Source organism: Sphingomonas zeae (assembly GCF_014197135.1).
Taxonomy (GTDB): domain Bacteria; phylum Pseudomonadota; class Alphaproteobacteria; order Sphingomonadales; family Sphingomonadaceae; genus Sphingomonas; species Sphingomonas zeae.
In genome coordinates this window covers 24,059-49,564 of record NZ_JACIFA010000016.1, presented here as the reverse complement: position 1 = coordinate 49,564, position 25,506 = coordinate 24,059, and the positions used below count along the sequence as shown (strand labels likewise).

The 25,506-nt window shown below is 65.5% G+C and carries 23 protein-coding genes and 1 tRNA gene; 15 read left to right on the top strand and 9 right to left on the bottom strand.

All coding sequences use genetic code 11. The features are described from left to right. Window positions 1–12: 12 nt before the first annotated feature. Window positions 13–480: an Lrp/AsnC family transcriptional regulator gene (locus GGR45_RS17095; RefSeq protein ID WP_175311030.1), complete on the bottom strand. Its 468-nt coding sequence runs from the start codon at window positions 478–480 to the stop codon at window positions 13–15. A 191-nt stretch (window positions 481–671) separates the two neighbouring features. On the opposite strand from GGR45_RS17095, the gene GGR45_RS17090 reads away from it, so the two are divergent. After that, on the top strand, window positions 672–2,462 hold the full coding sequence (locus GGR45_RS17090) for a sensor histidine kinase (protein WP_343051216.1): 1,791 nt from the start codon (window positions 672–674) through the stop codon (window positions 2,460–2,462). Window positions 2,463–2,464: 2 nt separating this feature from the next. After that, complete coding sequence (locus GGR45_RS17085; RefSeq protein ID WP_175311028.1) at window positions 2,465–3,463, top strand: polysaccharide deacetylase family protein; 999 nt, start codon at window positions 2,465–2,467, stop codon at window positions 3,461–3,463. 34 nt (window positions 3,464–3,497) lie between these two features. On the opposite strand, the gene GGR45_RS17080 is transcribed toward GGR45_RS17085, so the two are convergent. Next, window positions 3,498–4,541, bottom strand: coding sequence for a mannose-1-phosphate guanylyltransferase/mannose-6-phosphate isomerase (locus GGR45_RS17080; protein ID WP_175311027.1), 1,044 nt, complete (start codon window positions 4,539–4,541; stop codon window positions 3,498–3,500). A gap of 170 nt (window positions 4,542–4,711) precedes the next feature. Between GGR45_RS17080 and GGR45_RS17075 the strand changes: the two genes are divergently transcribed. The 10 genes from GGR45_RS17075 (at window position 4,712) to GGR45_RS17030 (ending at window position 14,440) form a co-directional block, all read left to right on the top strand. Further along, entirely contained in the window at window positions 4,712–6,100 is a 1,389-nt protein-coding gene (locus tag GGR45_RS17075; RefSeq protein WP_175311026.1) for a TIGR03013 family XrtA/PEP-CTERM system glycosyltransferase, read from the top strand. A 65-nt stretch (window positions 6,101–6,165) separates the two neighbouring features. Beyond that, window positions 6,166–8,124 (top strand): tetratricopeptide repeat protein, encoded by a 1,959-nt coding sequence (locus tag GGR45_RS17070; RefSeq protein ID WP_175311025.1) that lies wholly within the window; start codon window positions 6,166–6,168, stop codon window positions 8,122–8,124. Window positions 8,125–8,170: 46 nt separating this feature from the next. Further along, window positions 8,171–8,989 carry an ATP-binding protein gene (locus GGR45_RS17065; RefSeq protein ID WP_175311024.1) on the top strand — a complete coding sequence of 273 codons (819 nt, stop codon included), beginning with the start codon at window positions 8,171–8,173 and terminating at the stop codon, window positions 8,987–8,989. Between the two features lie 117 nt (window positions 8,990–9,106). Next, window positions 9,107–9,183: transfer RNA gene (locus GGR45_RS17060), tRNA-Pro, on the top strand. Window positions 9,184–9,259: 76 nt separating this feature from the next. Beyond that, window positions 9,260–9,811: a nicotinamide riboside transporter PnuC gene (pnuC, locus tag GGR45_RS17055; protein WP_175311023.1), complete on the top strand. Its 552-nt coding sequence runs from the start codon at window positions 9,260–9,262 to the stop codon at window positions 9,809–9,811. Next, window positions 9,808–10,335, top strand: a complete 528-nt coding sequence (locus tag GGR45_RS17050) for an AAA family ATPase (RefSeq protein ID WP_285138835.1) — start codon at window positions 9,808–9,810, stop codon at window positions 10,333–10,335. The genes pnuC and GGR45_RS17050 overlap by 4 nt, the downstream gene beginning before the upstream one ends. A 38-nt stretch (window positions 10,336–10,373) precedes the next feature. Further along, window positions 10,374–12,185: a translation elongation factor 4 gene (lepA, locus tag GGR45_RS17045; protein WP_175311022.1), complete on the top strand. Its 1,812-nt coding sequence runs from the start codon at window positions 10,374–10,376 to the stop codon at window positions 12,183–12,185. Between the two features lie 210 nt (window positions 12,186–12,395). Next, complete coding sequence (modA, locus tag GGR45_RS17040; RefSeq protein ID WP_175311021.1) at window positions 12,396–13,148, top strand: molybdate ABC transporter substrate-binding protein; 753 nt, start codon at window positions 12,396–12,398, stop codon at window positions 13,146–13,148. Window positions 13,149–13,155: 7 nt separating this feature from the next. Continuing rightward, window positions 13,156–13,845 carry a molybdate ABC transporter permease subunit gene (gene modB, locus GGR45_RS17035; protein WP_175311059.1) on the top strand — a complete coding sequence of 230 codons (690 nt, stop codon included), beginning with the start codon at window positions 13,156–13,158 and terminating at the stop codon, window positions 13,843–13,845. Then, a complete protein-coding gene (locus GGR45_RS17030; RefSeq protein ID WP_175311020.1) occupies window positions 13,835–14,440 on the top strand; it encodes an ATP-binding cassette domain-containing protein in 606 nt (201 codons plus the stop codon). Before modB ends, GGR45_RS17030 begins: the two co-directional genes overlap by 11 nt. 9 nt (window positions 14,441–14,449) lie before the next feature. Here GGR45_RS17030 and GGR45_RS19555 read toward each other — a convergent pair whose 3' ends face one another. From GGR45_RS19555 to GGR45_RS17005, 5 genes are all read right to left on the bottom strand, one after another. After that, window positions 14,450–14,893 (bottom strand): hypothetical protein, encoded by a 444-nt coding sequence (locus GGR45_RS19555; RefSeq protein ID WP_175311019.1) that lies wholly within the window; start codon window positions 14,891–14,893, stop codon window positions 14,450–14,452. 926 nt (window positions 14,894–15,819) lie between these two features. Then, window positions 15,820–16,710 (bottom strand): DMT family transporter, encoded by an 891-nt coding sequence (locus GGR45_RS17020; protein WP_175311018.1) that lies wholly within the window; start codon window positions 16,708–16,710, stop codon window positions 15,820–15,822. A 179-nt stretch (window positions 16,711–16,889) separates the two neighbouring features. After that, window positions 16,890–17,432, bottom strand: a complete 543-nt coding sequence (gene rpsI, locus GGR45_RS17015) for a 30S ribosomal protein S9 (protein ID WP_175311017.1) — start codon at window positions 17,430–17,432, stop codon at window positions 16,890–16,892. Continuing rightward, window positions 17,432–17,911 (bottom strand): 50S ribosomal protein L13, encoded by a 480-nt coding sequence (rplM, locus tag GGR45_RS17010; protein ID WP_175311016.1) that lies wholly within the window; start codon window positions 17,909–17,911, stop codon window positions 17,432–17,434. Before rplM ends, rpsI begins: the two co-directional genes overlap by 1 nt. Window positions 17,912–18,033: 122 nt before the next feature. Further along, window positions 18,034–19,101 (bottom strand): COX15/CtaA family protein, encoded by a 1,068-nt coding sequence (locus GGR45_RS17005; protein ID WP_175311015.1) that lies wholly within the window; start codon window positions 19,099–19,101, stop codon window positions 18,034–18,036. 99 nt (window positions 19,102–19,200) lie between these two features. On the opposite strand from GGR45_RS17005, the gene GGR45_RS17000 reads away from it, so the two are divergent. Then, on the top strand, window positions 19,201–19,668 hold the full coding sequence (locus GGR45_RS17000) for a Fur family transcriptional regulator (protein ID WP_175311014.1): 468 nt from the start codon (window positions 19,201–19,203) through the stop codon (window positions 19,666–19,668). A gap of 56 nt (window positions 19,669–19,724) precedes the next feature. On the opposite strand, the gene GGR45_RS16995 is transcribed toward GGR45_RS17000, so the two are convergent. Continuing rightward, window positions 19,725–20,234 (bottom strand): nuclear transport factor 2 family protein, encoded by a 510-nt coding sequence (locus GGR45_RS16995; protein ID WP_246358290.1) that lies wholly within the window; start codon window positions 20,232–20,234, stop codon window positions 19,725–19,727. Here GGR45_RS16995 and GGR45_RS16990 point away from each other — a divergent pair. Together GGR45_RS16990 and GGR45_RS16985 are read left to right on the top strand one after the other, a co-directional pair. Then, a complete protein-coding gene (locus GGR45_RS16990) occupies window positions 20,233–23,217 on the top strand; it encodes a TonB-dependent receptor plug domain-containing protein (protein ID WP_246358289.1) in 2,985 nt (994 codons plus the stop codon). The genes GGR45_RS16995 and GGR45_RS16990 overlap by 2 nt on opposite strands. A 29-nt stretch (window positions 23,218–23,246) precedes the next feature. Then, on the top strand, window positions 23,247–24,218 hold the full coding sequence (locus GGR45_RS16985; protein WP_246358288.1) for a glycoside hydrolase family 43 protein: 972 nt from the start codon (window positions 23,247–23,249) through the stop codon (window positions 24,216–24,218). A 163-nt stretch (window positions 24,219–24,381) separates the two neighbouring features. Here the strand turns inward: GGR45_RS16985 and GGR45_RS16980 are convergent, their stop codons facing one another. Continuing rightward, window positions 24,382–25,422: a LacI family DNA-binding transcriptional regulator gene (locus tag GGR45_RS16980; protein WP_175311012.1), complete on the bottom strand. Its 1,041-nt coding sequence runs from the start codon at window positions 25,420–25,422 to the stop codon at window positions 24,382–24,384. Between the last annotated feature and the right edge of the window lie 84 nt (window positions 25,423–25,506).

Here is a 25,506-nt window from a genome sequence, read left to right as displayed (position 1 = left end):
ACCGAAATCGGATCAATCCGCTTCGATCGGAATCCCCGACACCTGCTTGGCGGTACGGATGGTCAGCGAGGTCTTGACGCTCGCGACATTGGGCGCCGGGGTCAGATGGCCGGTCAGGATTTCCTGGAAACTCTTCAGGTCCGACGCGACAATCTTCAGGATGAAGTCGATCTCGCCGTTGAGCATGTGGCACTCACGCACCTCCGGTATGCCCGCGACATGCGTCTCGAATGCGGCCAGGTCATGCTCGGCCTGGCTGCGCAGCGACACCATGGCAAAGACGGTGATCGGGAAGCCCAGTCTCGCAGCATCCAGGTCGGCGTGATAGCCGCGAATGGCACCAGCTTCCTCCAGCGCACGCACGCGGCGCAGGCAGGGCGGGGCGGTCAATCCGACGCGTTCGGCAAGCTCCACATTGGTCATTCGGCCATCGGCCTGCAACAGCGCCAGAATCTGCCGATCGATACGATCGAGCGCCATTACACGATACTCCACATAAAAAGCCGAATCCCTATGCTCTTTGACGTCGTACTATAAGAAAATTACGCACTACCGTAATTCTCGGGCATTGCAACGGCACCAATAAGGATATTTGCAGGTTACCAGTTGGAAGGATAAGGACGTTAAGACAGGGGCGTTAAGGCCGACCGGCCATGCGTGAAGGGAGCTCAGTGCGGTTCGACGATAGTCTGGCTACGATTTTATCGGCCGACACTGCGACGCCTTTCGGCGCGCAGACTGCCTGGCGGCAGCTGATCGACCTGATAAGCCGTGGCCGCGTGCCCGCCGATCCGCCGATGTTGACGCGGCTTGCCGAACTGCGGGAGACGGTGGCCGAGGGTGTGCGCGTCGCGAGCGCGCGGATCCTGAGCAGCGGCCGCCCGCCTGTCGCGTTGGTCGCCTTCTTTGCCCAAGACACGATGGCGGTCGCTGCGACCGTGCTGCGTAGCGTCAAGCTGGCGGATGACGAGTGGCTGGCGATCCTGCCCGCCCTGACCCCCCGCACGCGCTCGATCCTGCGCCACCGTCGCGACCTGTCCGAGACCGTGATTCGGGGGCTCGAGAGTTTCGGGCCGGTCGATTTCGTCCTGCCGAACATGAGCCGCCCTGCCGAGGCGCCGCCGCCGGTAGCATCGCCGCTGGAAGCCGCGCCCGAGCCCGAGCAGCCGGAACCGGTCGTCGCGCCCGAGCCCGTCGCCGAAGCCGAGCCGGTCTCCGTCCTGCTCGATCCGCTGCCGACCCAGGCAGCGACCCCCTTCGTCGCGCTGGGCCAGGTCGCGCGCAGCCTGCCCTTCATGGCAGAGGCGATGCGGCACGCGCCACCTCCCGTCGCGCCGCCCCGTTACGAGATCGCCGATCTCGTCGCGCGCATCGATGCGTTCAATCAGCGGCGCGAGGAAACGACCGACGCGACCCCGGATCATGCCGGTCCTGCCCATTTCGACTTCGATACCGACGCCAACGGCCTGATCCTGGGCGTGGAGGGCATCACGCGCGGGCCGCTGGTCGGCGTCAGCATCGCCGAGACGGCCATGCAGGGACTGGCTCAGTTTGACGGCGTGGCGATGGGCGCCTTTCGCCGTCGCTCCGGCTTTCGCGACGCGCGCCTGGAAATCGGGGGCAGTTCGGCGGCGGCGGGATCGTGGCGGGTATCCGCCATGCCCTTTTTCGACCCCGCTTCCGGACGATATGCGGGATATCGCGGCAGCGGCCGTCGTCCGCGTCGCGACGAGATGGCCAATGTGGTCGCAGGCGTGCCCGATACATCCTCGTCCGACTCGCTGCGACAGTTGGTTCACGAACTCCGCACCCCCGCCAATGCGGTGGCGGGTTTTGCCGAACTCATCGAGGCCGAGTTGCTGGGGCCGGTCGCACCCGTCTATCGCGACCGCGCCAGCGCAATCCGCGCGATGGCATCCGATCTTCTCGCCTCGATCGAGGATCTCGACACCGCCGCGCGGATCGAGGGGCATGTGCTGGAGCTTCGGCCGACCATCGTTCCGCTCGTGCCACTCATCCAACGGGTGCTGGCCGAATTGCGCCCGTTGGCGGAATTGCGTCGCGCCGAGATCCGGTTCGATCCTTCCTATGCGACCCTATCGGCGCTGGCCGATGACCGGGCGTGCGAGCGGCTGCTGACCCGGCTTTTCTCGGTGCTTCTGTCCAATTGCGTGGTCGGCGAGCGGCTGTCGGCGAGTCTGTCCGTCGATCAGGGCATGGCGGCGCTGCGGATCGATCGCCCGCTCGCTCTGACGGTCGAGGCGGACGCCGCGCTGCTCAGCGAGGCGGGGGATGAGGAACATCGCGATGGTGCGCCTCTGTTGGGCACCGGCTTTTCGCTGCGCCTGATCGACAAGCTGGGGGGCGAGATGGGTGGTGGGCTGACCATCGGCCTGCACCGGCTCGTGCTGGCGCTGCCCATCGGCAAGGACCAGCACGTGGGGCAGGCGTCGATCGCCTGATCGTGTCGAACGCGGCTCGTCCCCGACGTCATGACGCCGCCACCGCGGACGAGCGGATCATCTGGCCGGCCGCCTTCGGGCAACGTTTCCTGGTGACGGTCGATGTCGAAGAGGAGTTCGACTGGACGGCGCCGCTCGATCGACGCCATCGTTCGACCAAGGCGATGCGCGCTTTCGGTCCGGCGCATCGCCGTTTCGCCGAAGCCGGGGTGGGCCTCAATTGCATGGTCGACTATCCGGTCGCGGTGGACCCCGTCGCTGTCGGCATCCTGTCCGAATGTCTGGGCGATGGCCGCTCCGAGATCGGAGCGCAGCTTCATTCCTGGGTAACGCCGCCTTATCAGGAGGTGGTCGATCCCTTTACCAGCCATGCAGGCAATCTCCCCATCGCATTGGAGGCCGCCAAGCTCGATATGCTGACCGACGCGATCGATGCGTCTTTCGGCATTCGGCCCCGCATCTTCCGGTCGGGTCGCTATGGGCTGGGTCCCTCCTCGCTATCGCTGCTGGCGTCACGCGGCTATCGGATCGACAGTTCGATGCGCGCGCTGCACGATTATCATGCGGTCGGGGGCATGAATTTCAGCGCCATCGACGCCCATGGATTTCGCCGAGAGGGGATGGTCGAACTGCCCCTGACCAGCGTGTATACCGGGCTGCTGCGGCGGCGCGGGGCGGGGCTGTATCGCCGGGCGGGCCGCTGGCCGCACGGGCGAGGCGTTCTGGCACGGGCGGGGTTGCTCAGCCGGATCCCGCTGACGCCCGAGGGGGTGGATATTCGCGACGCGTTGGCGGGGATCGACCAGGCGCTGGCCGATGGTGTGCGGCTGCTCACCTTTTCCTTCCACTCGCCGACGCTGGAGCCGGGGCATACGCCCTATGTTCGCGATGCCCGGGACCGTGCTCGGTTCGATCGATGGTGGGACGCGGTCTTTGATCGGTTGGCGAAACACGGCGTCGCAGCGACGACCATCGACGAGGTCCTTGCCGCCGCCGGATGACCGGACCACCGGGGCGGCGGCCCGGTCCCTGTGATCAGCGCTTCATCGCCTCGATCAGCTTTTTGACGTCCTGGCTGCTGCCGCGTGGCAGGATCAGGATGTCGTCGCCGCTCGCCACCACGATCAGGTCCTGGACATCGACCGCTGCTATCCGGACGCGGTCGGTACGAATGAGGCAGTTCTTGGTGTCGATCGCCAGCACCTCGCCGCGATGCGCGTTGCCGAAGCCATCCAACTCGCTGATCGCGTGAAGGGCATCCCAGCTTCCGACATCGTTCCAGCCCATGGCGACGGGCACAACCGCGACCCGGTCGGCGCGCTCCATCACCGCATAGTCGATCGAGTCCGACGGACAAGCGGAGAATTCCGCTTCGTCGGGAATGATGCGCTTGCCATCATGTTTGGCAGCGCGGATCGCATTTTCGGCGGCGACCAGCATTTCCGGCGCGTGTTGGCCCAGTTCTTCGAGGAACCGGTCGGCGCGGAACAGAAAGATGCCGCCGTTCCAGGCATAGTCGCCGCGCGCCAACATCGCCTCGGCCCGCTCCAGCCGGGGCTTTTCGACGAAGCGAGCGACCTGATGCACGCCCGGCGCGATCTCGCGACCGACCTGGATCCAGCCATAGCCCGTCTCGGGCTTGTCGGCTGTGATACCGAAGGTCGCAAGCCAGCCCTGCGACACCATCGGCAGAGCGGCACGGATAGCGGCGTGGAAGGCGTCGAGATCGGCGATGACGTGATCCGACGGCATGACCAGCAGCACGTCCTCGGGCTTGGCAGCCAGAGCCGCGAGCGCGATCGCCGGCGCGGTGTTGCGGGCCACCGGTTCCAGGATCAGCGCTTGGGGGGGCGTGCCCGCCTCGGTCAGCTGGGCCTCCACGATGTCTGCGTGACGTTGTCCGGCCACGACGATCGGCGCGGCAAAATCATTGGAATTGGTCCGCTGCGCGGTCAGTTGCAGCATCGTCTCGTCGGAGGTCAGCGGCAGAAGCTGCTTGGGCATTTCCGGTTTGGACATCGGCCAGAGACGGGTGCCGGAGCCACCGGACAGGATGACCGGCACGATCGGATTATGCATGAATGCCCCTTCTGGTTGTTCGTTCCACCCGGGAATAGCAGGGTGGTCGGGTCGGTTATAGCGCGTGCATAACGCACATCTTCACGCTTCGTTTGTCATTGTCTGTAAAAATTGGGACAAGTCGCCTCCGAAGCGGGGGTGCGGTGTGCGTTGGGATGTCCGTCCGGTAGATGATACGCCTGTTCAAACATTATGTCCCCCATGCGGCGCTGTTGCTCGGGCTGGTCGATTTCCTTCTGTTGATGGCCGCCGCCGAACTGGGCTGGCTGCTGCGCGCGCATCAGATCGGCTATCCTGCCGGCACCTTCATCGAGCAGCTGCCGCAGGTGCTCAGTTTCGCGATCCCCCTTCAGATCTCGTTGCTGGCAGTGGGGGCTTATGCCGCAGCCTCCTTCCTGTCGTTGCGGTTCGCTGCGGCGCGATTGATGGTGGCGATCTCGCTGGGCGTGATCTTCCTTTCGCTCATCTTCTTTTTCTTCCCGACCCTGTCCTATTGGCGGTCGAGCCTGTTCTACTCGATGATCATTGCGGTCATTCTGCTGGTCGTGGTGCGGGGCCTGCTCGGGCGGTTTCTGGGCGGTGATCGGTTCAAACGCCGCGTGGTGCTGATGGGCGCGGGCCAGCGGGCGGCGCAGATCGCTGCACTGGCCGAAATGCCGGGGGCCAATTTTATCGTGGTGGGCGCGATTGCGATGAACCCGGGGGAGACGGCGATTCCCGGCGCCGTACCGCGAAACGCTATTCCCAACCTGTCGACCTTCGTTCTCGAACGCGAAGCGGGCGAGGTGGTGCTGGCGCTTCAGGAACGGCGGGGCGCGCTGCCCTATCAGGACCTGCTGCGCGTTCGCACGACAGGGGTCCAGGTATCGGAAATATCGACCTTTCTGGAGCAGCAGACCGGCCGCATCGATCTGGCGTCGGTCAGTCACAGCTGGCTGATTTTTTCCGAAGGCTTTGCGTCGGGCCGCATGTGGTCGGCCATGGCAAAGCGAGCGTTCGACATTGCGGTCAGCCTGATCCTGCTCATCGTCGCGGTGCCGGTAATCCTGGTGACCGCCATCCTCATCCGCCTCGAATCGCGCGGCCCCGCTATCTATCGGCAGCGGCGGGTCGGCCTGTTCAACCAGCCTTTCGACATTCCCAAGCTTCGCTCGATGCGTCAGGATGCCGAGGTGGCAGGGCAGGCGGTCTGGGCGGAAAAGGATGATCCCCGCATCACGCGGGTCGGGCGGTTCATTCGCAAGGTGCGGATTGACGAATTGCCGCAGATCTGGTCGGTGCTGACCGGCGAGATGAGCTTCGTCGGCCCCCGACCCGAGCGACCGCAATTTGTCGAGCAGTTGGAGCAGCAAATCCCCTTTTACGCCGAACGGCATATGGTGAAGCCGGGGATCACCGGCTGGGCGCAGCTCAACTATCCATATGGCGCATCGATCGAGGATGCGCGGCACAAGCTGGAATATGATCTTTATTACGCCAAGAATTACTCACCCTTCCTCGACGCGCTGATCCTGCTTCAGACGCTGCGGGTCATCCTCTGGCCCTCGGGCGCCCGCTGATCGTGGCGGAGGATCGGCGAGCGATACCCAGGGCAGGCGATCGGCGGCGGTCGCATCCCTATCCGATGATGCGGCGCAAGCGGCGCATCTGGTGGCGGCGGTCGATTCGGCGGCGTATCCGGGTCCTGGCCGTGCTGGGCGTCATCGGCCTGGCCATGGTCGGGTTGCTGGCGCTGCTGTACGGCGGGAAGCCTCGCGTCGATCCGGTGCAGGCGCTCCGGCGTGCGGGCGTTGCGCTGGCAGCCGGCAATTATCACGCCGCGCATGACCAGGCCCGACAGGCGGCGGAGGCCGCACCCCGTTCAGGCGTAGCCCAGATGATGCTGGCGCGGACCAGCCTGTTGCTGGGCGAGGGCGTGACGGCGGAGGCCGCGCTGGATCGTGCGTTGGCGGACCGTGTGCCGCTTGAGCAGACCTTGGCGGCACGCGCCGAGGCGCGGCTGATCGAGGGTAATCTGGCGGGTGCGCAGGATGCGGTCGACCGGATGCCCGCTGAACGCGACGCCGCCATGGCGCGGATCGCGGCGCATGTGGCGGCGGCGCAGGGTGATGGCGGCGCGCAGTTGCGGCAGGAGTTGCAACGGCTCGTCGTCCTTTATCCCGCCGATGCCCGCATCTGGACCGATCTGGGGCGGAGCCGGTTCGGTGCCGGCGACATGAACGGCGCGTCGCAGGCAGCGGCACGGGCTGCGGCCTTGGCCCCGGCCGATCCCGACGCGCTGACACTTCAGGGCGAAGTGATCCGCGCCCGCTATGGTCTCCAGGCGGGGCTTCCCTGGTTTCAGGCGGCGCTGGCGCGGGACGCCTATCATTTGCAGGCGTTGATCCAATATGCGGCAACCCTGGGTGACGCGGGGCGGGCGAGCGATGCGCTGGCGGCGACCCGTTCCGCTCTGGTGTCGCAGCCGGGCAATCCGGAGGCCTTCTACCTTCAGGCCGTGATCGCGGCGCGCGCCGGCTGCTATCCCCTGGCCCAGCAATTGCTCCAGCTCACTGGCGGCGCGCTGCGGATGCGGCCGGGCGCCGCAATGCTGGAGGGGGCCATCGCCTACGCGCAGGGACGGCCGCAGCGGGCCATGCGGGTCTGGACCCGACTGGTGACGATGCAGCCCATGAACGTGGCTGCGCGCCGGTTGCTGGCCGCAGCGCAGATCGGCGTGGGCGACCGTGCCGCTGCCTGGGCTACGCTCCGCCCGATCCTGGCGCGGGCGGATGCGGACGGTTATGCGTTACGCCTTGCCGCGATGGCCGCCGATCCCGACGAGCGGGCCGCACTCGTCGATCGGGCCGCACGGGCGCAGATGGGCGATGCGGCGATCTTCCGCCCCGACCGTGCTCTGACCGATCTGAGGCTAGGGGCCGAGGAGGCTCCGACCGATCCCACCTATGCACTCGGCCTGATCCGGGGGCTGGCTAGTCAGGGCGATCGTGCGGGGGCGATCCGGGTCGCCCAATCGCTGATCCGCGCAACTCCCGGCGCTCCGGCCGCGCAATTGGCCTATGGCGATGTGCTGGCCACCGCCGGACGAAACGCCGACGCGCTGGGCGCCTATGCCGAGGCAGGGGATCTGACGTTTGACGAGCCGACCATGTTGCGGTTGGTCGACACCTATCAGCGGACCAGACGCGCACGGGACGCGGCGGTCGGCCTCGGTCTCTATCTTTCGCAAAATCCGCAAAGCATCCCGGCACGTCGGCTCCTCGCCCGGTGGCAGATGGCGGCCGGGCAATCGGACGCCGCGATCGAAACGTTGGAGGGGCTGCACACCCAGCTTGGCCTGCGCGACGTCGCTTTGCTCCATGACCTTGCCGTCGCTTATGCGAACGTGGGGGACGGAACGGTGGCGCGGCGCTACGCCGCGGCGGCCTATCGTCTGGCGCCGATGAACGCCAGCGTGGCGGATGCCTATGGTCGGGCACTGGCCGTGGCCGGTGAACCGGACGCCGCGCGGCAGTTGTTCGACAAGGCGCTGGCTCTTGCGCCGGGCAGTCCGACGATCCTGGCGCACCGCGCCCGACTCTGACGCGGCTCGCTTGGCAGGACGGGGGCGGTGCCGTATCAGCACCGCCATGACCGATCCTGCCCTTCCCGTCATCGAGCGTATCGCCGCCGCCCTGGAGCGTCTGGCGCCCCCGCCCATGCCCTCGGCCGATCCGCTGGCCCATCCCGCCTATCTGTGGCGGGGCGGTGCGCTGCAGGCGGCACGCGGGTTCGCACCGGTTCCGCTCGGCCTGTTGCAGGGCTTGGACCGGCAGCGCGACGCTCTGCTCGCCAATCTCGTCCGGCTGGCGGACGGCCATGCGGCGCAGGACGTGCTGCTCTGGGGCGCGCGCGGCACCGGCAAGTCCGCGTTGGTCAAGGCGGGGGTGGCCGCCGTTCAGGCGGATCGGCCGGGGCGGCTCGCGCTGGTATCGGTCGATGCGCTCGACAGCCTGCCCGATCTGTTTGCGATGCTGGAGGGGGTGGCGCGGGCCTTTGCCATCTTCATCGACGATCTGGGGTTTGAAGGCGCGGGGGAGGCGCGCAAGCTGCGCTCTCTGCTCGACGGTGGGGCAGAGGCACGACCCGCGCATGTCCGGTTGCTCGTCACCGCCAATCGCCGCCATCTGCTGCCCCGTGACCTGAGCGAACAGGACAGCGCGATCAATCCCCGCGACGTGGTAGACGACCAACTTGCGCTCGCCGACCGTTTCGGAATGAGCCTGGGGTTCCACACGCTCGATCAGGACGGGTATCTGGCGATCGTGCGCGGCTATACGGCGCGGTACGATCTGCCGTTCGATGGGGACGAGGCGATCAACTGGGCGACCCGCCGGGGCAGCCGCTCCGGACGCGTGGCGTGGCAATATGTCGTCGATCTGGCCGGCCGGTTGGGGCGGAATCTGTAATTGTTTTGACGACGGATAAAAAACCGCTTGCGCGCGCCCGAACCGCTGGCTATTGGCGCGCCTCCAGCACGGATCGGCCTTCCCGAAAGGCCTCGAAAACGATCCGTACTCTCTAGTCGGGGAGTAGCTCAGCCTGGTAGAGCACTGCCTTCGGGAGGCAGGGGCCGGAGGTTCGAATCCTCTCTCCCCGACCATCTCGCCGCGGAACACGCGGCTCAGCCGATCGATAGCGAACCACCCCTGGAGGGCGTACGGGCTTAACCGGGTGGCATGACCTGGCTCGAATCGATCGCTTTTATCCTGGGTGTCGCGAACGTCACGCTGGTCGTGAGGCGCAGCCTGTGGAACTATCCCGTCGCGCTGGTGATGGTGGCGCTCTACGCGCTGCTGTTCTGGCGCGAGCGGCTGTACAGCGATGCCGCCTTGCAGCTCTTTTTCTTCGTGCTGAACCTTTATGGCTGGATGGTCTGGCGGCGCAGCGTCGCGCAGGCAGGCCAGGTGACGGTGGAGACATTGTCGCCCGAGGCGCGGCTATCGTGGCTCGCCGCTATCCTGGCCGCCTCGCTCGGCTGGGGGGCAGCCATGGCGCACTGGACCGATGCGGCGATGCCCTTTTGGGACGCGGCGAACGCGGTCGCCAGCGTGGCGGCGCAGATTTTGCTGGCGCGGCGGCGGCTGGAAAACTGGCTGCTCTGGGTCGCGGTCGATCTGTCGTCCATCGCGCTTTACGCCGTGAAGGGCCTGACCCTGACCGCCATTCTCTACGCCATCTTTCTGGGGCTGTCGCTGTGGGGTTATCGCGAATGGAGGGGGCGGGCGTGAGGAGCATCTGCCTTCACGGACCCGAGAGCACCGGCAAATCGACCGTCGGTCCGCGCTTGGCCCACGCGCTTGGCGGGCGATATCTTGCGGAATATGGCCGCGACTATGCCGAGGCGCACGGCACCGACTTCTCCATGGCCGATCTGGTGGCGATCGGGCAGGGGCACGATGCGATGCTGGCCACGGCGATGGCGGAAGGGCCGTGGCCGGTCGTCACCGATACCGATCCGCTGATGACGGCGGTCTGGGCCGACATGCTGTTCGGGAAGCGCGACCCCTGGTTTGGCGACTGGAACCGGTTGTCAGATGTCTATCTGCTCTTTGCGCCCGACCTGCCCTGGGTGGAGGACGGCACCCGCCTGTTCGGTACGCTTGACGAGCGGCAACGCTTCTTCGAACTGTCGCGCGCGGAGCTGGATCGGCGCGGAGTCCCCTATGCCCTGATCGAGGGGCAGGGCGAAAGCCGCTATGCAAATTGCATCGCCGCGCTAGAGCACTTTGGCATCCGCGCGCATCTTTGCTAACGGCGGATCGAATAGCTTTTCAGGAAACCCTTTCCCCCGTGTCCACGTCGCTCGACAAGATCCGCAACTTCTCCATCATCGCGCATATCGACCATGGCAAGTCGACGCTCGCCGATCGCCTGATTCAGTTCACCGGCGGCCTGACCGACCGGGAGATGAGCGAGCAGGTTCTCGATAACATGGAGATCGAGAAGGAACGCGGCATCACCATCAAGGCGCAGACCGTGCGCCTGGCGTACAAGGCGCAGGACGGCGAGACCTATACGCTGAACCTGATGGACACGCCGGGCCATGTCGACTTCGCCTATGAGGTGAGCCGGTCGCTGGCGGCGTGCGAGGGCGCGCTGCTCGTCGTCGATGCGGCGCAGGGCGTCGAGGCGCAGACGCTGGCCAATGTCTATCAGTCGATCGAGCATGACCATGAAATCGTGCCGGTCATCAACAAGATCGACCTTCCGGCCGCCGAACCGGAAAAGGTGCGTGCCGAGATCGAGGATGTGATCGGCATCGACGCGTCAGAGGCCGTGCTGGCCAGCGCCAAGTCGGGCATCGGCATCGGCGACATCCTGGAAGCGATCGTCAAGAAGATCCCAGCGCCGAAGGGTGATGCGGCCGCGCCGTTGAAGGCGATGCTGGTCGACAGCTGGTACGACCCCTATCTCGGCGTCGTCATCCTGGTCCGCGTGATGGAAGGCACCTTGAAGAAGGGCCAGCAGATCAAGTTCATGCAGGCGGGCACCACCCACCTGATCGACCGTGTCGGCTGTTTCCGTCCCAAGATCGAGCAGTTGACCGAGCTGGGCGTCGGCGAGATCGGTTTCATCACCGCGCAGATCAAGGACGTGGCGCAGGCGCGCGTCGGCGACACGCTGACCGACGCCAAGAAGCCGACCGAGCAAGCGCTGCCGGGCTTCAAGGAAGTGCAGCCGGTCGTGTTCTGCGGCCTGTTCCCAGTCGATGCCAACGACTTTGAGAAGCTGCGCGAGTCGATCAGCAAGCTGCGGCTGAACGACGCCTCTTTCAGCTTCGAGATGGAGACGTCCGCAGCGCTTGGCTTTGGTTTCCGCTGCGGCTTTCTGGGTCTGTTGCATCTGGAGATCATTCAGGAGCGGCTGACCCGCGAGTATGACCTGGACCTCATCACCACCGCGCCGTCGGTGGTCTACCAGATCGAGCTGACCCATGACGGCGGGCAGATTGATCTGCACAACCCTGCCGACATGCCCGACCCCAACAAGATCGAGTCGATCAGCGAGCCGTGGATCGAGGCGACGATTTATGTCCCCGATGAATATCTGGGTTCGATCCTGAAGCTGTGCCAGGACCGGCGCGGCATCCAGAAGAACCTTACCTATGTCGGCGGGCGCGCGCAGGCGACCTATGAATTGCCGCTCAACGAAGTCGTGTTCGACTTCTACGATCGGCTCAAGTCGTTGTCGAAGGGCTATGCCAGCTTCGACTATCACCAGATCGGCTATCGCGAGGGCGACCTGGTGAAGATGTCGATCCTGGTCAACGAGGAGCCGGTCGACGCACTGTCGATGATCGTCCACCGTGGCACCGCCGAGACGCGCGGGCGCGGCATGTGCGAGCGGTTGAAGGAACTCATCCCACGCCACCTGTTCAAGATCCCGATCCAGGCGGCGATCGGCGGCAAGGTTATCGCACGCGAGACGATCAGCGCGATGCGCAAGGACGTGACCGCCAAATGTTACGGCGGTGACGCAACACGTAAGCGCAAGCTGCTGGAAAAGCAGAAAAAGGGTAAGGCGAAAATGCGCGAGTATGGCTCGGTCAGCATTCCGCAGGAAGCCTTCATCGCCGCGCTCCGCATGGGCGACGAGGCGTAAGGCTATATCTTCCTCCCCTGCAAGGGGAGGGGTACCAGCGCAGCTGGTTGAGGGGCGTCCCGCTATCGAGAGGGCAACACCCCTTCCGTCAGGCCTGCGGCCTGCCACCTCCCCTCGCAGGGGAGGAATTTTGCGTTTGGATAAACGGGATAAAATCGTTCCTTGTGCGTTACATCCTATCGACGCCATCAGGGCGAAAGGGGGACGCCGATGATGGGATTTCGATTTGCCGCGCTGGTCGGCGCGCTGAGCCTTTCGGCCCCGGCGATTGCACAGGACCGTGCCCCGCTGGTCCTGGCCGCCGCCAGTCTCCAGGAATCGATGACCGCCGCTGCCGACGCCTGGGCGAAGAAGGGCCACCCGCGCCCGGTCATCTCCTTCGCCGCGTCCTCGGCTCTCGCCCGGCAGGTGCAGGCGGGGGGCAAGGCGGACCTGTTCGCCTCGGCGGATGAGGCGTGGATGGACGTCCTGCAAAAAGGCGGCTTGCTGGCCGACAAGACCCGCAGCGCGTTTCTCGGCAACCGGCTGGTCGTCATTGCGCCGACGGGTAAGGGCGTACAGGTGACGACGCGAACGCTGGGCAAGACGCTGTCCGGCGGGCCGCTCGCCATGGCCGATACCGACAGCGTGCCTGCGGGTAAGTACGGCAAGGCTGCACTTGAGAAACTGGGCGCCTGGGCGATGGTCGCTCCGCATGTCGTGCGCGCCGAGAATGTCCGCGCCGCCCTTGCGCTCGTCGAGCGGGGCGCGGCCCCTTACGGCATCGTCTATGCCACCGATGCCAAGGCTTCGCCGCGCGTGCGGGTGGTCGGCGTGTTCCCGGCGGCCAGCCATCCACCGATCACCTATCCGCTCGCCCGGCTGAAGGCTTCGACCAACCCGGAAGGAGAAGATTTCCGCCGCTTTCTGCTGTCGGGCGAGGGCAAGGCGATCTTCCGGCGCTACGGCTTCTCGACGCGGTGAAGCCGTGATCCTGTCGGCCGAGGAGTGGGGAATCGTCCGCCTGTCGCTGCTCATCGGCGGCACGGCGATGCTCGTGACCTTGCCGATCGCTTTCGTTCTTGCCTGGGCATTGGCGCGGGGGCGGTTTCCGGGGCGCGTGCTGCTCGACGGGATCGTCCATCTGCCGCTGGTCGTGCCGCCGGTCGTCACCGGCTGGGCACTGTTGCTCGCCTTCGGGCCTGCGGGGCCGGTCGGGCGATGGCTGGCTGACTGGTTCGGGGTGAGCGTGTTGTTCCGCTGGACGGGGGCGGCGATTGCGGCGGCCGTCATGGCCCTGCCACTGGTCGTGCGGGCAATACGCCTGTCGATCGAGGCGGTCGATCCGCGGCTGGAACAGGCCGCGCGGACGCTGGGGGCGGGGCGGGCGCGGGTCTTTGCCACCATCACCCTGCCGCTCTGCGCCCCTGGCATATTGGCGGGCATGGTGCTGGGTTTCGCCCGCTCGATCGGTGAGTTCGGGGCGACGATCACCTTCGTTTCCAATGTCCCCGGCGAGACGGCGACGCTCCCGCTCGCCATCTATTCCGCGCTCCAGCGGCCGGGGGGCGAGGACATGGTCTGGCGGCTGGCCAGCGTGTCGGTCGTGCTGTCGCTGGTCGCGCTGATCGCCTCCGAATGGCTGGCGCGGCGGATGGGGCGGGGGCTGCATGTCCTTTGACGTCGATGTCGCGGTGCGGCGCGGCGAGGGGCGGATCGCCGCGCGCTTCGTCACCGGGCCGGGCGCGACCGTGTTGTTCGGCCCGTCGGGGGTCGGCAAGACCACGATCCTGCAAATGGTCGCCGGGCTTGTCCGACCCGAAAGCGGCCATGTGCGTGTCGGAGGCGAAACGCTGTTCGACGCCACCGCCCGGATCGATGTCCGCCCCGAGCATCGCCGCATCGGCTATGTCTTTCAGGAGCCGCGCCTGTTTCCACACCGGCGCGTCGCGGCCAATCTGCGTTACGGCATGGGCCGGGGCGGCGGCGATTGGGACGGGATCATCGCGATGCTCGGCATCGGCCATCTGCTCGACCGCTGGCCGCGCAGCCTGTCCGGCGGCGAGGCGCGGCGGGTCGCGATCGGGCGGGCTTTGCTCAGCGATCCGCGCGTGCTGCTGCTGGACGAGCCGCTGTCGTCGCTCGACCGGGCGCGGCGGGGGGATATTCTCGATGCGCTGGTAGCGGTGCGCGATCGGAGCGGCATCCCGATCCTGATGGTCACGCACGATCCGGAAGAAGCCGAACGCATCGCCACCGCGATCGTCCGCCTCTGATCGCCTGCCCTAGCCGAGCGGCTTGGCAGGCGGATCGGTGCACCATAGGACTTGGCCGATCAGCCGGGGTTTGGGGCAGGCGCGATCGGGCAGGGGAAGCTTCTGTCCCGGCTGCCACAGCTTCAACCGGCGCAGGGTTTCGGGCATTTCCGAATCTATCACCGCCAGCGGATTGCCGTCGCCATAGCGCGTCCCGCTGCGATAGCGGAGTATGGGGGCATAATGCCCGCTGCCGTTCATCTGGTTAACCGTGATCCAGAAGCCGAATGGTGGATCGGACGTCGGCTCGGCAGAGATGATGGTGCCGCGCAGCGGCCCCTTGTTGATGAATCGTACCTCCTGATTGTTGTTGTGGCCTGTCCATTGACGAAAAACGGGCACGAAGCGATCAGCCGCGCGGTCATAGGCCAATGCGACGCGGCCGACGCGCTGATCGCCGTCGCCGCTATACATGCTGGCGACCTGAACCCAGAGGAGAGGATGGCCCGGGCGAGGATGAACGACACGCGCTTCGTTTAGATAATGGGCTGTGTCGAAAACGCTTTTGTTGCCGGGCATTGCGAACATGTCGTCGAGCGCGGGGCGGCAGGTCCTACCGTGGTCGTGCGTGATGCAAAGATGCAGCGCGCCGGGCGCTGGATCGCCGCCCGCATCTTCGATGGCGGGGCCTTGGTGGCTGAGCAGCTGCCAGCCGGGCGCGATACCGAAAGGACGCGAGAGGTCGACCGGCCCCGGAGCAGCCGCGACAGCCGATGCGGATGCGGCGATAAGCCACGCAGCCGTCAAATGGGAAAACGGGCTTGGCTTCATCACGGACTCTCCGACTGCGCCTCAAATGCGGCTTTCCGGTTTAGCAACCAGGAGACTGTGATCGCCACGGGGAGAAAGGGAACGACCCGCCCCATTTCACGTCGCCAAACCCAGGCGAGGTCATTCAGCCCCATCTTCATCCGCAGTGTATCCCGGTCGAGATCGATGGCTCCATAAGATTTACAGGTTCGTGGCCTGTTCGGTCATGTCGTGATAATCGGTGGCCTGCTCGATCGTCTTCATCTCGCCATGCCTTATCTCCATGCGGCGAACCATGTGACGATCGAAGGACCGGCGCGCCTCATAACTGGCATCGGCGTGACCGCCGATCAGGATCAGCGCACGCCGGCTCGGGCCGATGGGCGCGAGGCGGGCGCGCGAAACGTCTGATAGCAGAACGACCGCTCATTGCGGCCGACGCGGCCCCAGCCATTGCCAGGGGCACGTTGGGTGTCACGACGCGGGCCATTGGCATCGGCTATCCTCCTAACAGAGCCGGAATATCATGCCCTAAGTCGGTCGCTCCTTTGGTGAAGCCCGTATGACATTCCGGCCCAGGAGATCGGACGTCAGAACAGGGTAGTCAGCAGAACCCCGCCGACGATGGCTATGCCCGACAGGAGCTGACGTGCGCCCAGTCGTTCGCGAAACAGCCGGTGACCGGCCATGGCGGCGATCGGCGCCTCGATGATGCCCAGCGCCCGCACGGGGGCGGCCGGGGAGAGAGCAAGTGCGACGAACCAACCGGCGGAGGCGCAAGCCCCGCACAGTCCGGCGCCCAGCGACGGCCGCCAGCGGCGTGCCACCTCCGTCAAGGTCGCCGGATCGCGCCAGGCGAGGATCAGGCCAAGCGCAACTGTCTGCATCGCCTGGACGACTGCTACGCAGACCAGCGCGGCGAAGACCGGATGGGCGGGGTCGAGCGCCAATGCGGCATGGCGAAAGGCATTGAGCGAAAAGCCGAAGAACAGCCCTGAGGCCAGCCCCATCGCCGCCCCGATCAGGGAGGCACGACGCTGTTCAGGCGGCGGCCAGGACAGCGCGACCAGCCCGGCAGTTGTGATGGCCACGCCGACCCAGGCCACCCCGCTGATCCGGTCGTGATAGACGATCAGGCCGAGCAGTGCGGCGAGCGGCAGCGAGCTTTGCTGGAGCGCGGTGCCGACCGCGAAGCCCGAACGCTGCATCGCATCGAGGAGCGCCGCCGTCGCCAGCACCTGAGATGCGGCGCCGACGATTGCCGACAGCCAAAAGGCGCCGCTCCAATGGAGATCGGCCCCCGGCATGGCGAAATAAGCGGCCGTGACGAACAGGATGGAGAAGGGCAGGCCGAACAGGAACCGGACCAATGTCGCGCCCCATGGCCCCGACGAGGACATGACGCCGCGTTGCAGGGCGTTGCGGCCGACCTGGAATGTCGCGGCCGCGATGGTGGCGGGAATCCACAAGGGGTTCGACATTGGTTCCTTGTCCTGTCGGCGGGTGGTGTTCGCTCCAAACGAAAAGAGCGGCCCGTTGCCGGACCGCTCCTTTTGCACGAGGCCAAGTGCCACGTCGTCGGACATGAACAGCATCGCCGTTCCTGCCGCCCGCCGTGGCGAGTCCGCGGATTGCTTTCGCAATCCACGGCTGCCCGCACTTAGCGCTTCGAGAACTGGAAGCTGCGACGCGCCTTGGCGCGGCCATACTTCTTACGCTCGACAGCGCGGCTGTCGCGGGTCAGGAAGCCAGCGGCCTTGACCGGCGCGCGCAGGATCGGCTCGTACTTGGTCAGCGCCTGGCTGATGCCGTGCTTGACCGCGCCGGCCTGGCCCGACAGACCGCCGCCCTTGACGGTGCAGATCACGTCATACTGACCTTCGCGCTCGGTGATGCCGAACACCTGGTTGATGACGAGACGCAGCGTCGGACGTGCGAAATACACTTCCTGGTCACGACCGTTGATCGTGATCTTGCCCGAACCCGGCTTCAGCCAGACGCGAGCGACGGCGTCCTTACGACGGCCGGTCGCATAGGCGCGGCCGAACTTGTCCAGTTCCTGCTGACGCAGCGGGGTGGTGCTGACGCGCTCCGCCGGAGCGGCAGGCGCTTCACCGGCAGCGGCGGTCTGCGCCGGAGCGGCAGCGGCCTGCTGGTTCAGGGTGGCGCCGAGATCGGCGAGCGACTGGCGGTTATCGGACATTATGCGCCCACCTTGTTCTTGCGGTTCATCGACGCAATGTCGAGGACTTCGGGGTTCTGAGCGGCGTGCGGATGCTCGGTGCCGGCGAAGATGCGCAGGTTGCGCATCTGCTCACGACCCAGCGGACCGCGCGGGATCATACGCTCGACGGCCTTCTCCAGGACGCGCTCGGGGAAGCGGCCTTCCAGGACCTTGGCGGCGGTGATGCCCTTGATACCACCGGCATAACCGGTGTGCTTGTAATACACCTTCTGGCCCAGCTTGTTGCCGGTGAAGCGCACCTTGTCCGCGTTGATGACGATGACATTGTCACCGCAATCGACATGGGGGGTGAAGGACGGCTTGTGCTTGCCGCGCAGGATGTTCGCGATGATGCTGGCGGCACGGCCGACAACCAGACCGTCGGCATCGACGATATGCCACTTCTTTTCCACTTCGTGCGGCTTGGCCGACTTGGTGGTCTTCATGAGCGCCTTCATGGGCGAGAGACCTTTCGGTTTGAAATGCAACACGCCGCCCGTATGACCGGGCGGCGAGAACGAGGGTCCAATGCTGGAGAGGCCCCAAAATGTCAAGCAAAGTGGGGCTTTGCTGACGGGTATTATGATACCATGATGCTATTGGCGATGCGGCCGTGGCCCCGGCCCAGCCGATGCGCGGCGGCGGTCGCGGCGATCAGCAACAGCGCGGCATTGGCCTGATGCGCCACCGCAATGTCGATCTGCACGCCGGACAACAGCGTCGCGATGCCCAGGCCGATCTGCACGACGACGAGAAGGATCACCAGCCATCCGGCGCGCAGCGCGCCATGGCCGATCGCGCGCGCCGCCGCCCAGACGAGCAGGCCCGCCGCGACAAAGGCGAACCAGCGGTGGATGAACTGCACCACGACCGGATTGTCGAAGACATTGGCGATGGCGGGCGTCATCATCGGCGTGCCCGCCGGGAACCAGGCATCACCCATCAGCGGCCAGCTGGAAAAGGCATAGCCCGCATCCAGCCCGGCGGTCAGCGCGCCGAACAGCAGCTGGACGAACAGCGCCACGATGGCGCCTGCGCCCAGCCGTGTCAGTCGGGCAGGCGCCGCCAGCCGGTTGCGATAAAGCGCCATCAGGTCCAGCGCGGTCCAGACGATCCCCGCCAGGATGAACAGCGCCGTCAACAGATGGACGGCCAGCCGGATATGGCTGACATCGGTGCGCTCGACGAGTCCCGAGGCGACCATCCACCAGCCGATCGCGCCCTGCAAACCTCCAAGAGCGAGCAAGGCCAGAAGGCGCGGCTTGTATCCGGCCGGAATGGCCTTGCGCGCCCAGAACCAGATCAGGGGCAGGGCGAAGGCCAGGCCGATCACCCGGCCGAGGACGCGGTGTAGATATTCCCAGAAAAAGATTGCCTTGAACCCGGCGAGCGTCATGTCGCGGTTGACGGTCCAATATTCCGGGATGCGCTTGTAATTGGCGAACTCGGCCTGCCACTGGGCTTCGGTCAGCGGGGGGATGATGCCGGTGATCGGCTTCCATTCGGTGATCGACAGCCCACTGTTGGTCAGGCGCGTGATCCCGCCGACCACGACCATGGCGACGATCAGCCCGGCGACCGCGAACAGCCAGCGGGCAACGGCGCGGGGACGGGTGGTCATCATGAAGGCGGGGCTCGGTTGCAGCATGGCCCAACCATAGGACGGCGCGCCCGCGCGCGATAGTGGACCGAATGCCCCGTCGTCCTGGACCTTGCCCGCCGGGGCGCCACCGCCTAAATCCCGACCATGGCGCATGTGCATCACCATCAGGAGCCTCGCGGGGCCGACCTTTCCGTCGCGGCCAAGGCCACCCTGGAGCGTGCGGGGGAGCAGTGGACGGCGATGCGCGCCAGCGTGTTCGAAGCGCTCGCAGGGTTCGACAAGCCCGCCTCGGCCTATGACATCGCCGATGTCATGTCGCAGTCACAGGGGCGCCGGGTGGCGGCGAACAGCGTCTATCGCATCCTCGACCTGTTCGTGGGCGCCAATCTGGCGCGGCGGGTGGAGAGCGCCAATGCCTATGTCGCCAACGCGCATCCCGACTGTCTGCACGACTGCATCTTCCTGGTGTGTGACAAATGCGGGCAGATTACCCATATCGACGACGATCGTCTGACCGGCGCGGTCCGCGATGCAGCGATCGGCGCGGGATTCCGCCCCGAGCGCCCGGTGATCGAGGTGCGTGGTCGCTGCGCGGACTGCGCCAAGGGCTGAGCGGCGCGAAGCCGGGCGGCTATCTTATCCAGTCGCGCCGCGCACGCACCTCATGATCATCGCGCCGCCCGTGACACGTCATAGCTGTCTTCGAGCATCTGAAAGCGGACGATGGCGCCATCTGCGACGGTGAACACCAGGGCGAATTGCGAAGCGGTGATCTTGCCCGTTGCGGTGATCCGGCTCCGAAGCGATCCCAGGACTACGGCGCGGGTGTCGCTTGCGAGGATATCGTAGACCTCAAAGGACAAGGGGTCGGTCAGCGCGCGGAGGTCGCGCAGGAAATCCGTCATCGCCTGTCGTCCCGTCTTCTGACCGATCCAGGGCAAAGCGCCGACATCCCCCTGGATTTCGAAGCGGAGGTCCTCCGCAAAGGCGCTGGCGACTTCGTTCGTCATGACCGCACCGGATCTTTTAAAGAGGTAGAGGGCCAACTGTTGCATTTCGGCGCCATATCCGGTGCGTCCGATACCCTTAACATTTTCTGACATTGACAGGCGTCGTAAAACAGGAAATGAAGCTGGTAACGTTACCAGATAAGATAGAAACCAGAGGGTGAGGATCATGATGAAGACGGGAACATATGCCCGGCGCTTGCGCCATCGTGCCTTGGGGGCCGCTAGCCTGGCGGTTATCGCCACCGGCATGATGGCCGCACCGGCCTGGGCGCAGACGGCCTCCGATCAGGGCGCGCAGTCCACGCCGGTCGCGCAGGCCACCGTGCCGGGCGATACCACCGATCAGAATGAAGAAGCCAGCGCCCGCGACATCATCGTGACGGGGTCCCGCATCACGACCGGCGGCTTCACGGCGCCCACGCCGACGACGGTGATCGGTGAGGAACAGATTGCCGCCAATGCGCAGCCCAACGTCTTCACCACGATCGCGCAGCTGCCCTCGCTTCAGGGATCGACCGGCACTTCCGTCAACACTTTCAGCACGTCCAGCGGGCAGCAGGGGCTCAGCTCCTTCTCGCTGCGCGGCGTCGGGGCGATCCGTACCCTGACCCTGCTCGACGGGCAGCGGGTCGTCGGCGCGAACGTGACCGGCGTGCCCGACATCAGCCTGTTCCCACAGCTGCTGATCAAGCGGGTCGACGTCGTGAATGGCGGTGCCTCGGCCTCCTATGGTTCGGACGCGGTCGGTGGCGTGGTCAACTTCATCACCGATACCCGGTTCAAGGGGATCAAGGGCAATATCCAGGGCGGTGTGACCACCTATGGCGACGATCGGCAGGTGCTGATCCAGCTGGCCGGTGGCACCAGCCTGTTCAACGATACGCTGCACGTCATCGCCAGCACCGAATATGCGCATGAGGACGGCGTGGGCGGCGGTCAGTTCGGCATCGGTCTGGCGGGCGGGCGTGACTGGTTCCGTCAGTCGACGCTCATCAACCGCAACGTCCTGAACGACGGATCGCCGCAATATCTGTTTCGCGACTATGCCCAGTCCTACAATTACACCAAATATGGCCTGATTACCGCAGGGCCTCTTCAGGGCATCGCTTTCGATCAGTCGGGCAATCCGTTCCAGTTCCAATACGGCTCGAACGGCGTGCCCGCGCGTGACGCGGCGGGCAATGTCCGCGGCTGTCTCCCGGGCTTCTGCCAGGGCGGCGACTTGTCGGGCAATGTCGATGCCGGACGCTCGCTCCAGTCGAAGATCCAGCGGGTGAACAGCTATGGCCGGATCGGCTATGACTTCGCACCCAATGGCGAGATTTACGGCACGATCAATATCGGCCAGGTGAAGACCAACAATCAGCCGGTTGGTGGGCAGAACCGGCCCAACCTGACCATTCAGTGTGCCAATCCTTACGTCCCCGCCCTCGTCAAGGCGCAATGCGCCACGGCGGGCATCACCAATTTCCAATATGGCACCAGCAACGCCGCGCTCGGCAACACCCAGGTTTACACCGATCGCCGCCAGTTCCGCTTCGTCGCGGGTGCCAAGGGGCGCGAAACGGTCGCAGGGTCCGACTGGTCCTACGACATGTATTTCGAGCACGGCACCAACTATACCGATGTCGATGTCAGCAACATCATGCTGTCGCGCCGCTTCAACCAGGCGATCAACGCCACCACGCTGAACGGCGCGATCGTCTGCGCCGATGCGACCGCGCGCGCCAATGGCTGCCAGCCGCTCAACATCTTCGGCGGCAACCCCTCGGCGGCGGCGATCAGCTACATCATGCCGCAATACGGCCCCTATCAGCGGACGCGCCAGACGCAGGACGTCATCAGCCTGAACTTCTCGGGCTCGCCCTTTTCGTCCTGGGCCGGGCCGGTGTCGATCGCGTTCGGCGGCGAATTCCGCCACGAATTCTATCGTGTACGCGCCGACCCCTATGGCGCGGGCTTCGCCAATACCCCGGCCAACGCCGCCTATCCGGCCGACCCGGCGCTGCTGGCCGATGGCAACAACTGGTATGCGGGCAACTACAAGAATGGGACCGGCGCCTATAGCGTGAAGGAAGCGTTCGTCGAGGCCGACCTGCCCATCATCAATTCCGATGCGGGTGGCCGTGCCAACATCAACGGCGCGGTGCGCGTCACCGACTACAGCACCTCGGGCACCGTCTGGGCGTGGAAGGTGGGCGGCACCTGGGACCTGCCGGTCGACGGCTTGCGCATTCGCGGCGTAACGTCACGCGACGTTCGTGCGCCCAACCTGTCGGAACTGTTCGCGGCGCCCGTCACCACGACGCTGCCCGGCTTTTTCGATCCGTTCCGCAACGTCACCGTGCTGGCGCTGCAGAACACCATCGGCAACGTCAACCTGACGCCGGAAATCGCGCGCAACACCACGCTGGGCATTGCCTTCTCGAACTCGCAGGCCATTCCGGGCCTCAGCCTGTCGGTCGATTACTACAAGATCAAGATCACCGACGTGATTTCCAGCCTGGGCGCGCAGGACATCGTCAACCTATGCTACCTCAATATCGCGCCCGAGACGTGCGGCGTGTTCAACCTGAACAATTCCAACGGTCCGAATTTCATCAACGTCCAATCGTTCAACCTGGCATCGATCCTGACCGATGGCTTTGACATCGAGGCAAGCTATCGTTGGCGCAATCCGATGGGCCTGCCGGGCAGCCTGACGCTGCGCGCGCTGGCGACCAATATCCGCCGCTTCATCACCGATACCGGCCTGCCGAACACCATCCCGAATGATACGGCGGGCGTAAACCTGGGCAACACACCCAAGTGGAAATGGCTGGCGGTGCAGACCTATGCTACCGACGATTGGTCGCTGCTCCTGCAGGAACGCTGGTTCAGCGACGGCAAGCTGGGCAATCAATATGTCCAGTGTACGACGGGCTGCCCGGCCTCGACCGCGAACCGGCCGACCATCGACCGGAATTTCATCCCCGGTGCCTTCTATTTCGACGTGGGCGGCACGTATAACGTGACCAAGGCGGTCACAGCCTATTTCAAGGTCGATAACGTATTTAATCGCGATCCCGCGCCTTCGCCCTTTTTCGTCAACCCGGCGCTCTATGACGTGCTTGGGCGGGTGTACCGTGCGGGCGTGCGCTTCAACTTCTGACGGAACCGAAAACCATGATGATATCGCGGATGATCGCACCCTTCCTGCTGCTGGCCGTATCCGGGGTTGCGCTGGCGGCCGACCGGCCGGGCAGCAACCCGATCATCCGCGACAAGTTCACGGCGGACCCCGCGCCGCTGGTCGTGGGCAATCGCCTGTACCTTTATGTCGGACATGACGAGGCGCAGCGCGACGAGATGTTCAACATGAAGGAATGGCTGGTCTATTCGACCACCGACATGCGGAATTGGACGCCGCACGGGGCCATCATGAACGTCAAGGACTTCAAATGGGCCAAGAAGGACGCATGGGCCAGTCAGGCGATCTACAAGAACGGCAAATACTGGTTCTATGCCGCGGTCGAACATGACAACACCCATCCGGGCAAGGCGATCGCGGTCGCCGTCTCCGACAAGCCGACCGGGCCGTTCGTCGATGCCAAAGGCTCTGCGCTCGTCACTAACGAGATGACGCCCAAGGGCACGCATAGCTGGGAGGACATCGACCCGACCGTCATGACCGATGACGACGGCACGACCTGGATCGCGTGGGGCAACCGGCAATGCTATATCGCCAAGCTCAAGCCCAACATGATCGAGATCGACGGTCCGATCACCGAGATCACGCCGCCGCATTTCGAGGAAGGACCCTGGCTGCACAAGCGGGGCAATCTCTATTACCTGACCTATGCCTCGCTCGACCGGACGACGCAGCGGGACGAGCATATCTCCTATGCCACCGCGCCCTCGCTGAAGGGGCCGTGGACCTATCGCGGGCTGCTGACCGGATCTGGCAAGTACAGCTTTACGATCCATCCCGGCATCGCCGAGTTCAAGGGCAAGTCCTATCTGTTCCTGCACAATGCGAACCTGGCGATCGGCGACCAGAGCGGTGCGATCGGGCGGCGTGCGGTGACGGTCGAACGGCTTCATTATAATCCCGACGGGACGATGAAGCCGGTCGTGCAGACCGATGCCGGTGTGACGGCCTCGGCGCGGTAGGAGGCGTATGGAGCATGGCATTTTGCGGTTTCAGAGCGAGCCCCTCCCCTTCAGGGGAGGGGTTGGGGTGGGGCCTCACCACGAGCGCCACGCTTGCGGAAGCGCCCCACCCCCTGCCCCTCCCCTGAAGGGGAGGGGTGACTCGACGTCATGCCGCCCCGACCTAAGAGCGCGGCGGGGCGGCGGAGTCGCGTTCGATCAGCTGGTGCTCCAGCACCGTGACGCGCGGCTGACCGTCGGTCGTGGGAACCCCTCCGCGAATATCCTGGATCAGCATCTGAAGCGCGGATGTCGCCAGCGCACGGACCGGCTGATGGATGGTGGTCAGCGGCGGCCACAGGGTCGTCGCGGCGGTGCTGTCGTCGAAGCCTGCCACGGTCAGGTCCCCCGGCACGTCCAGATGGCGCCGATGCGCGACCGAGACGACCGCGGCGGCCATGTCGTCGTTGCTCGCGAAGATGGCAGTCGGCGGGCGTTCGCCGCCCAGCAGTTCCTCGCCCGCCCTCAGGCCCGAGGCGTAGCTGTAGTCGCCCTGGACGATCCGCGTTTCCAGTTCGTCTTCCTCCTCGACCGCGCGGCGAAAGCCGGCCAGACGCTCGATGCTGGCCGACTGGTCGGGATTGCCGTGGACGAAGCCGATGCGGCGGTGGCCCAGGCCGATCAGGTGGCGTGTCATGTCATAGGCGGCGCGGGCATTGTCGATCCAGACGCACAGGGCGCCGGGCGCGACGCCGCCGACAACCGCCATGGGCAGACCCGCCTCGCGGATGATGTCACGGACGAAGCTGGATTCGCCGAGCGGCGGCGCCAGGATCAGCCCGGCGATCCGCTGGTCGATCAGCCGCTCGATCGCCTCGCGGGTCGGCGGGCGCCCCTGTTCGCCCTTCAACAGGAAAAGCTGCGCCGCGCGGGTCGAGGCTTCCTCGAACACGCCGACCAGCAACTCGCTCATGAAGGCGGCGCTGGGATTGGAATAGATGACTCCGATCCGGATCTCTCTGGACGTCACCAGACTGCGCGCCATCAGGTTGGGCGTGTAGTTCAACTGCTTGATGACCTCGCGAACATGCGCGCGCACTTCGTTACGCACGCCGGCGTCGCCGTTGATGACCCGCGAGACGGTCATGGGCGAGACACCGGCCTCCTTGGCCACATCGATGATGGTCACGCCGCGCGGGCGCCGTCGGGTCTTGGTCAAGGTCATCCTGTCCGGTCATCGGCCTTCACGCTATGCCGATGCTCGCCGACTGCCGTGCCCCGGCAGAGTGCGAAAGGTCAATGGGGGGCA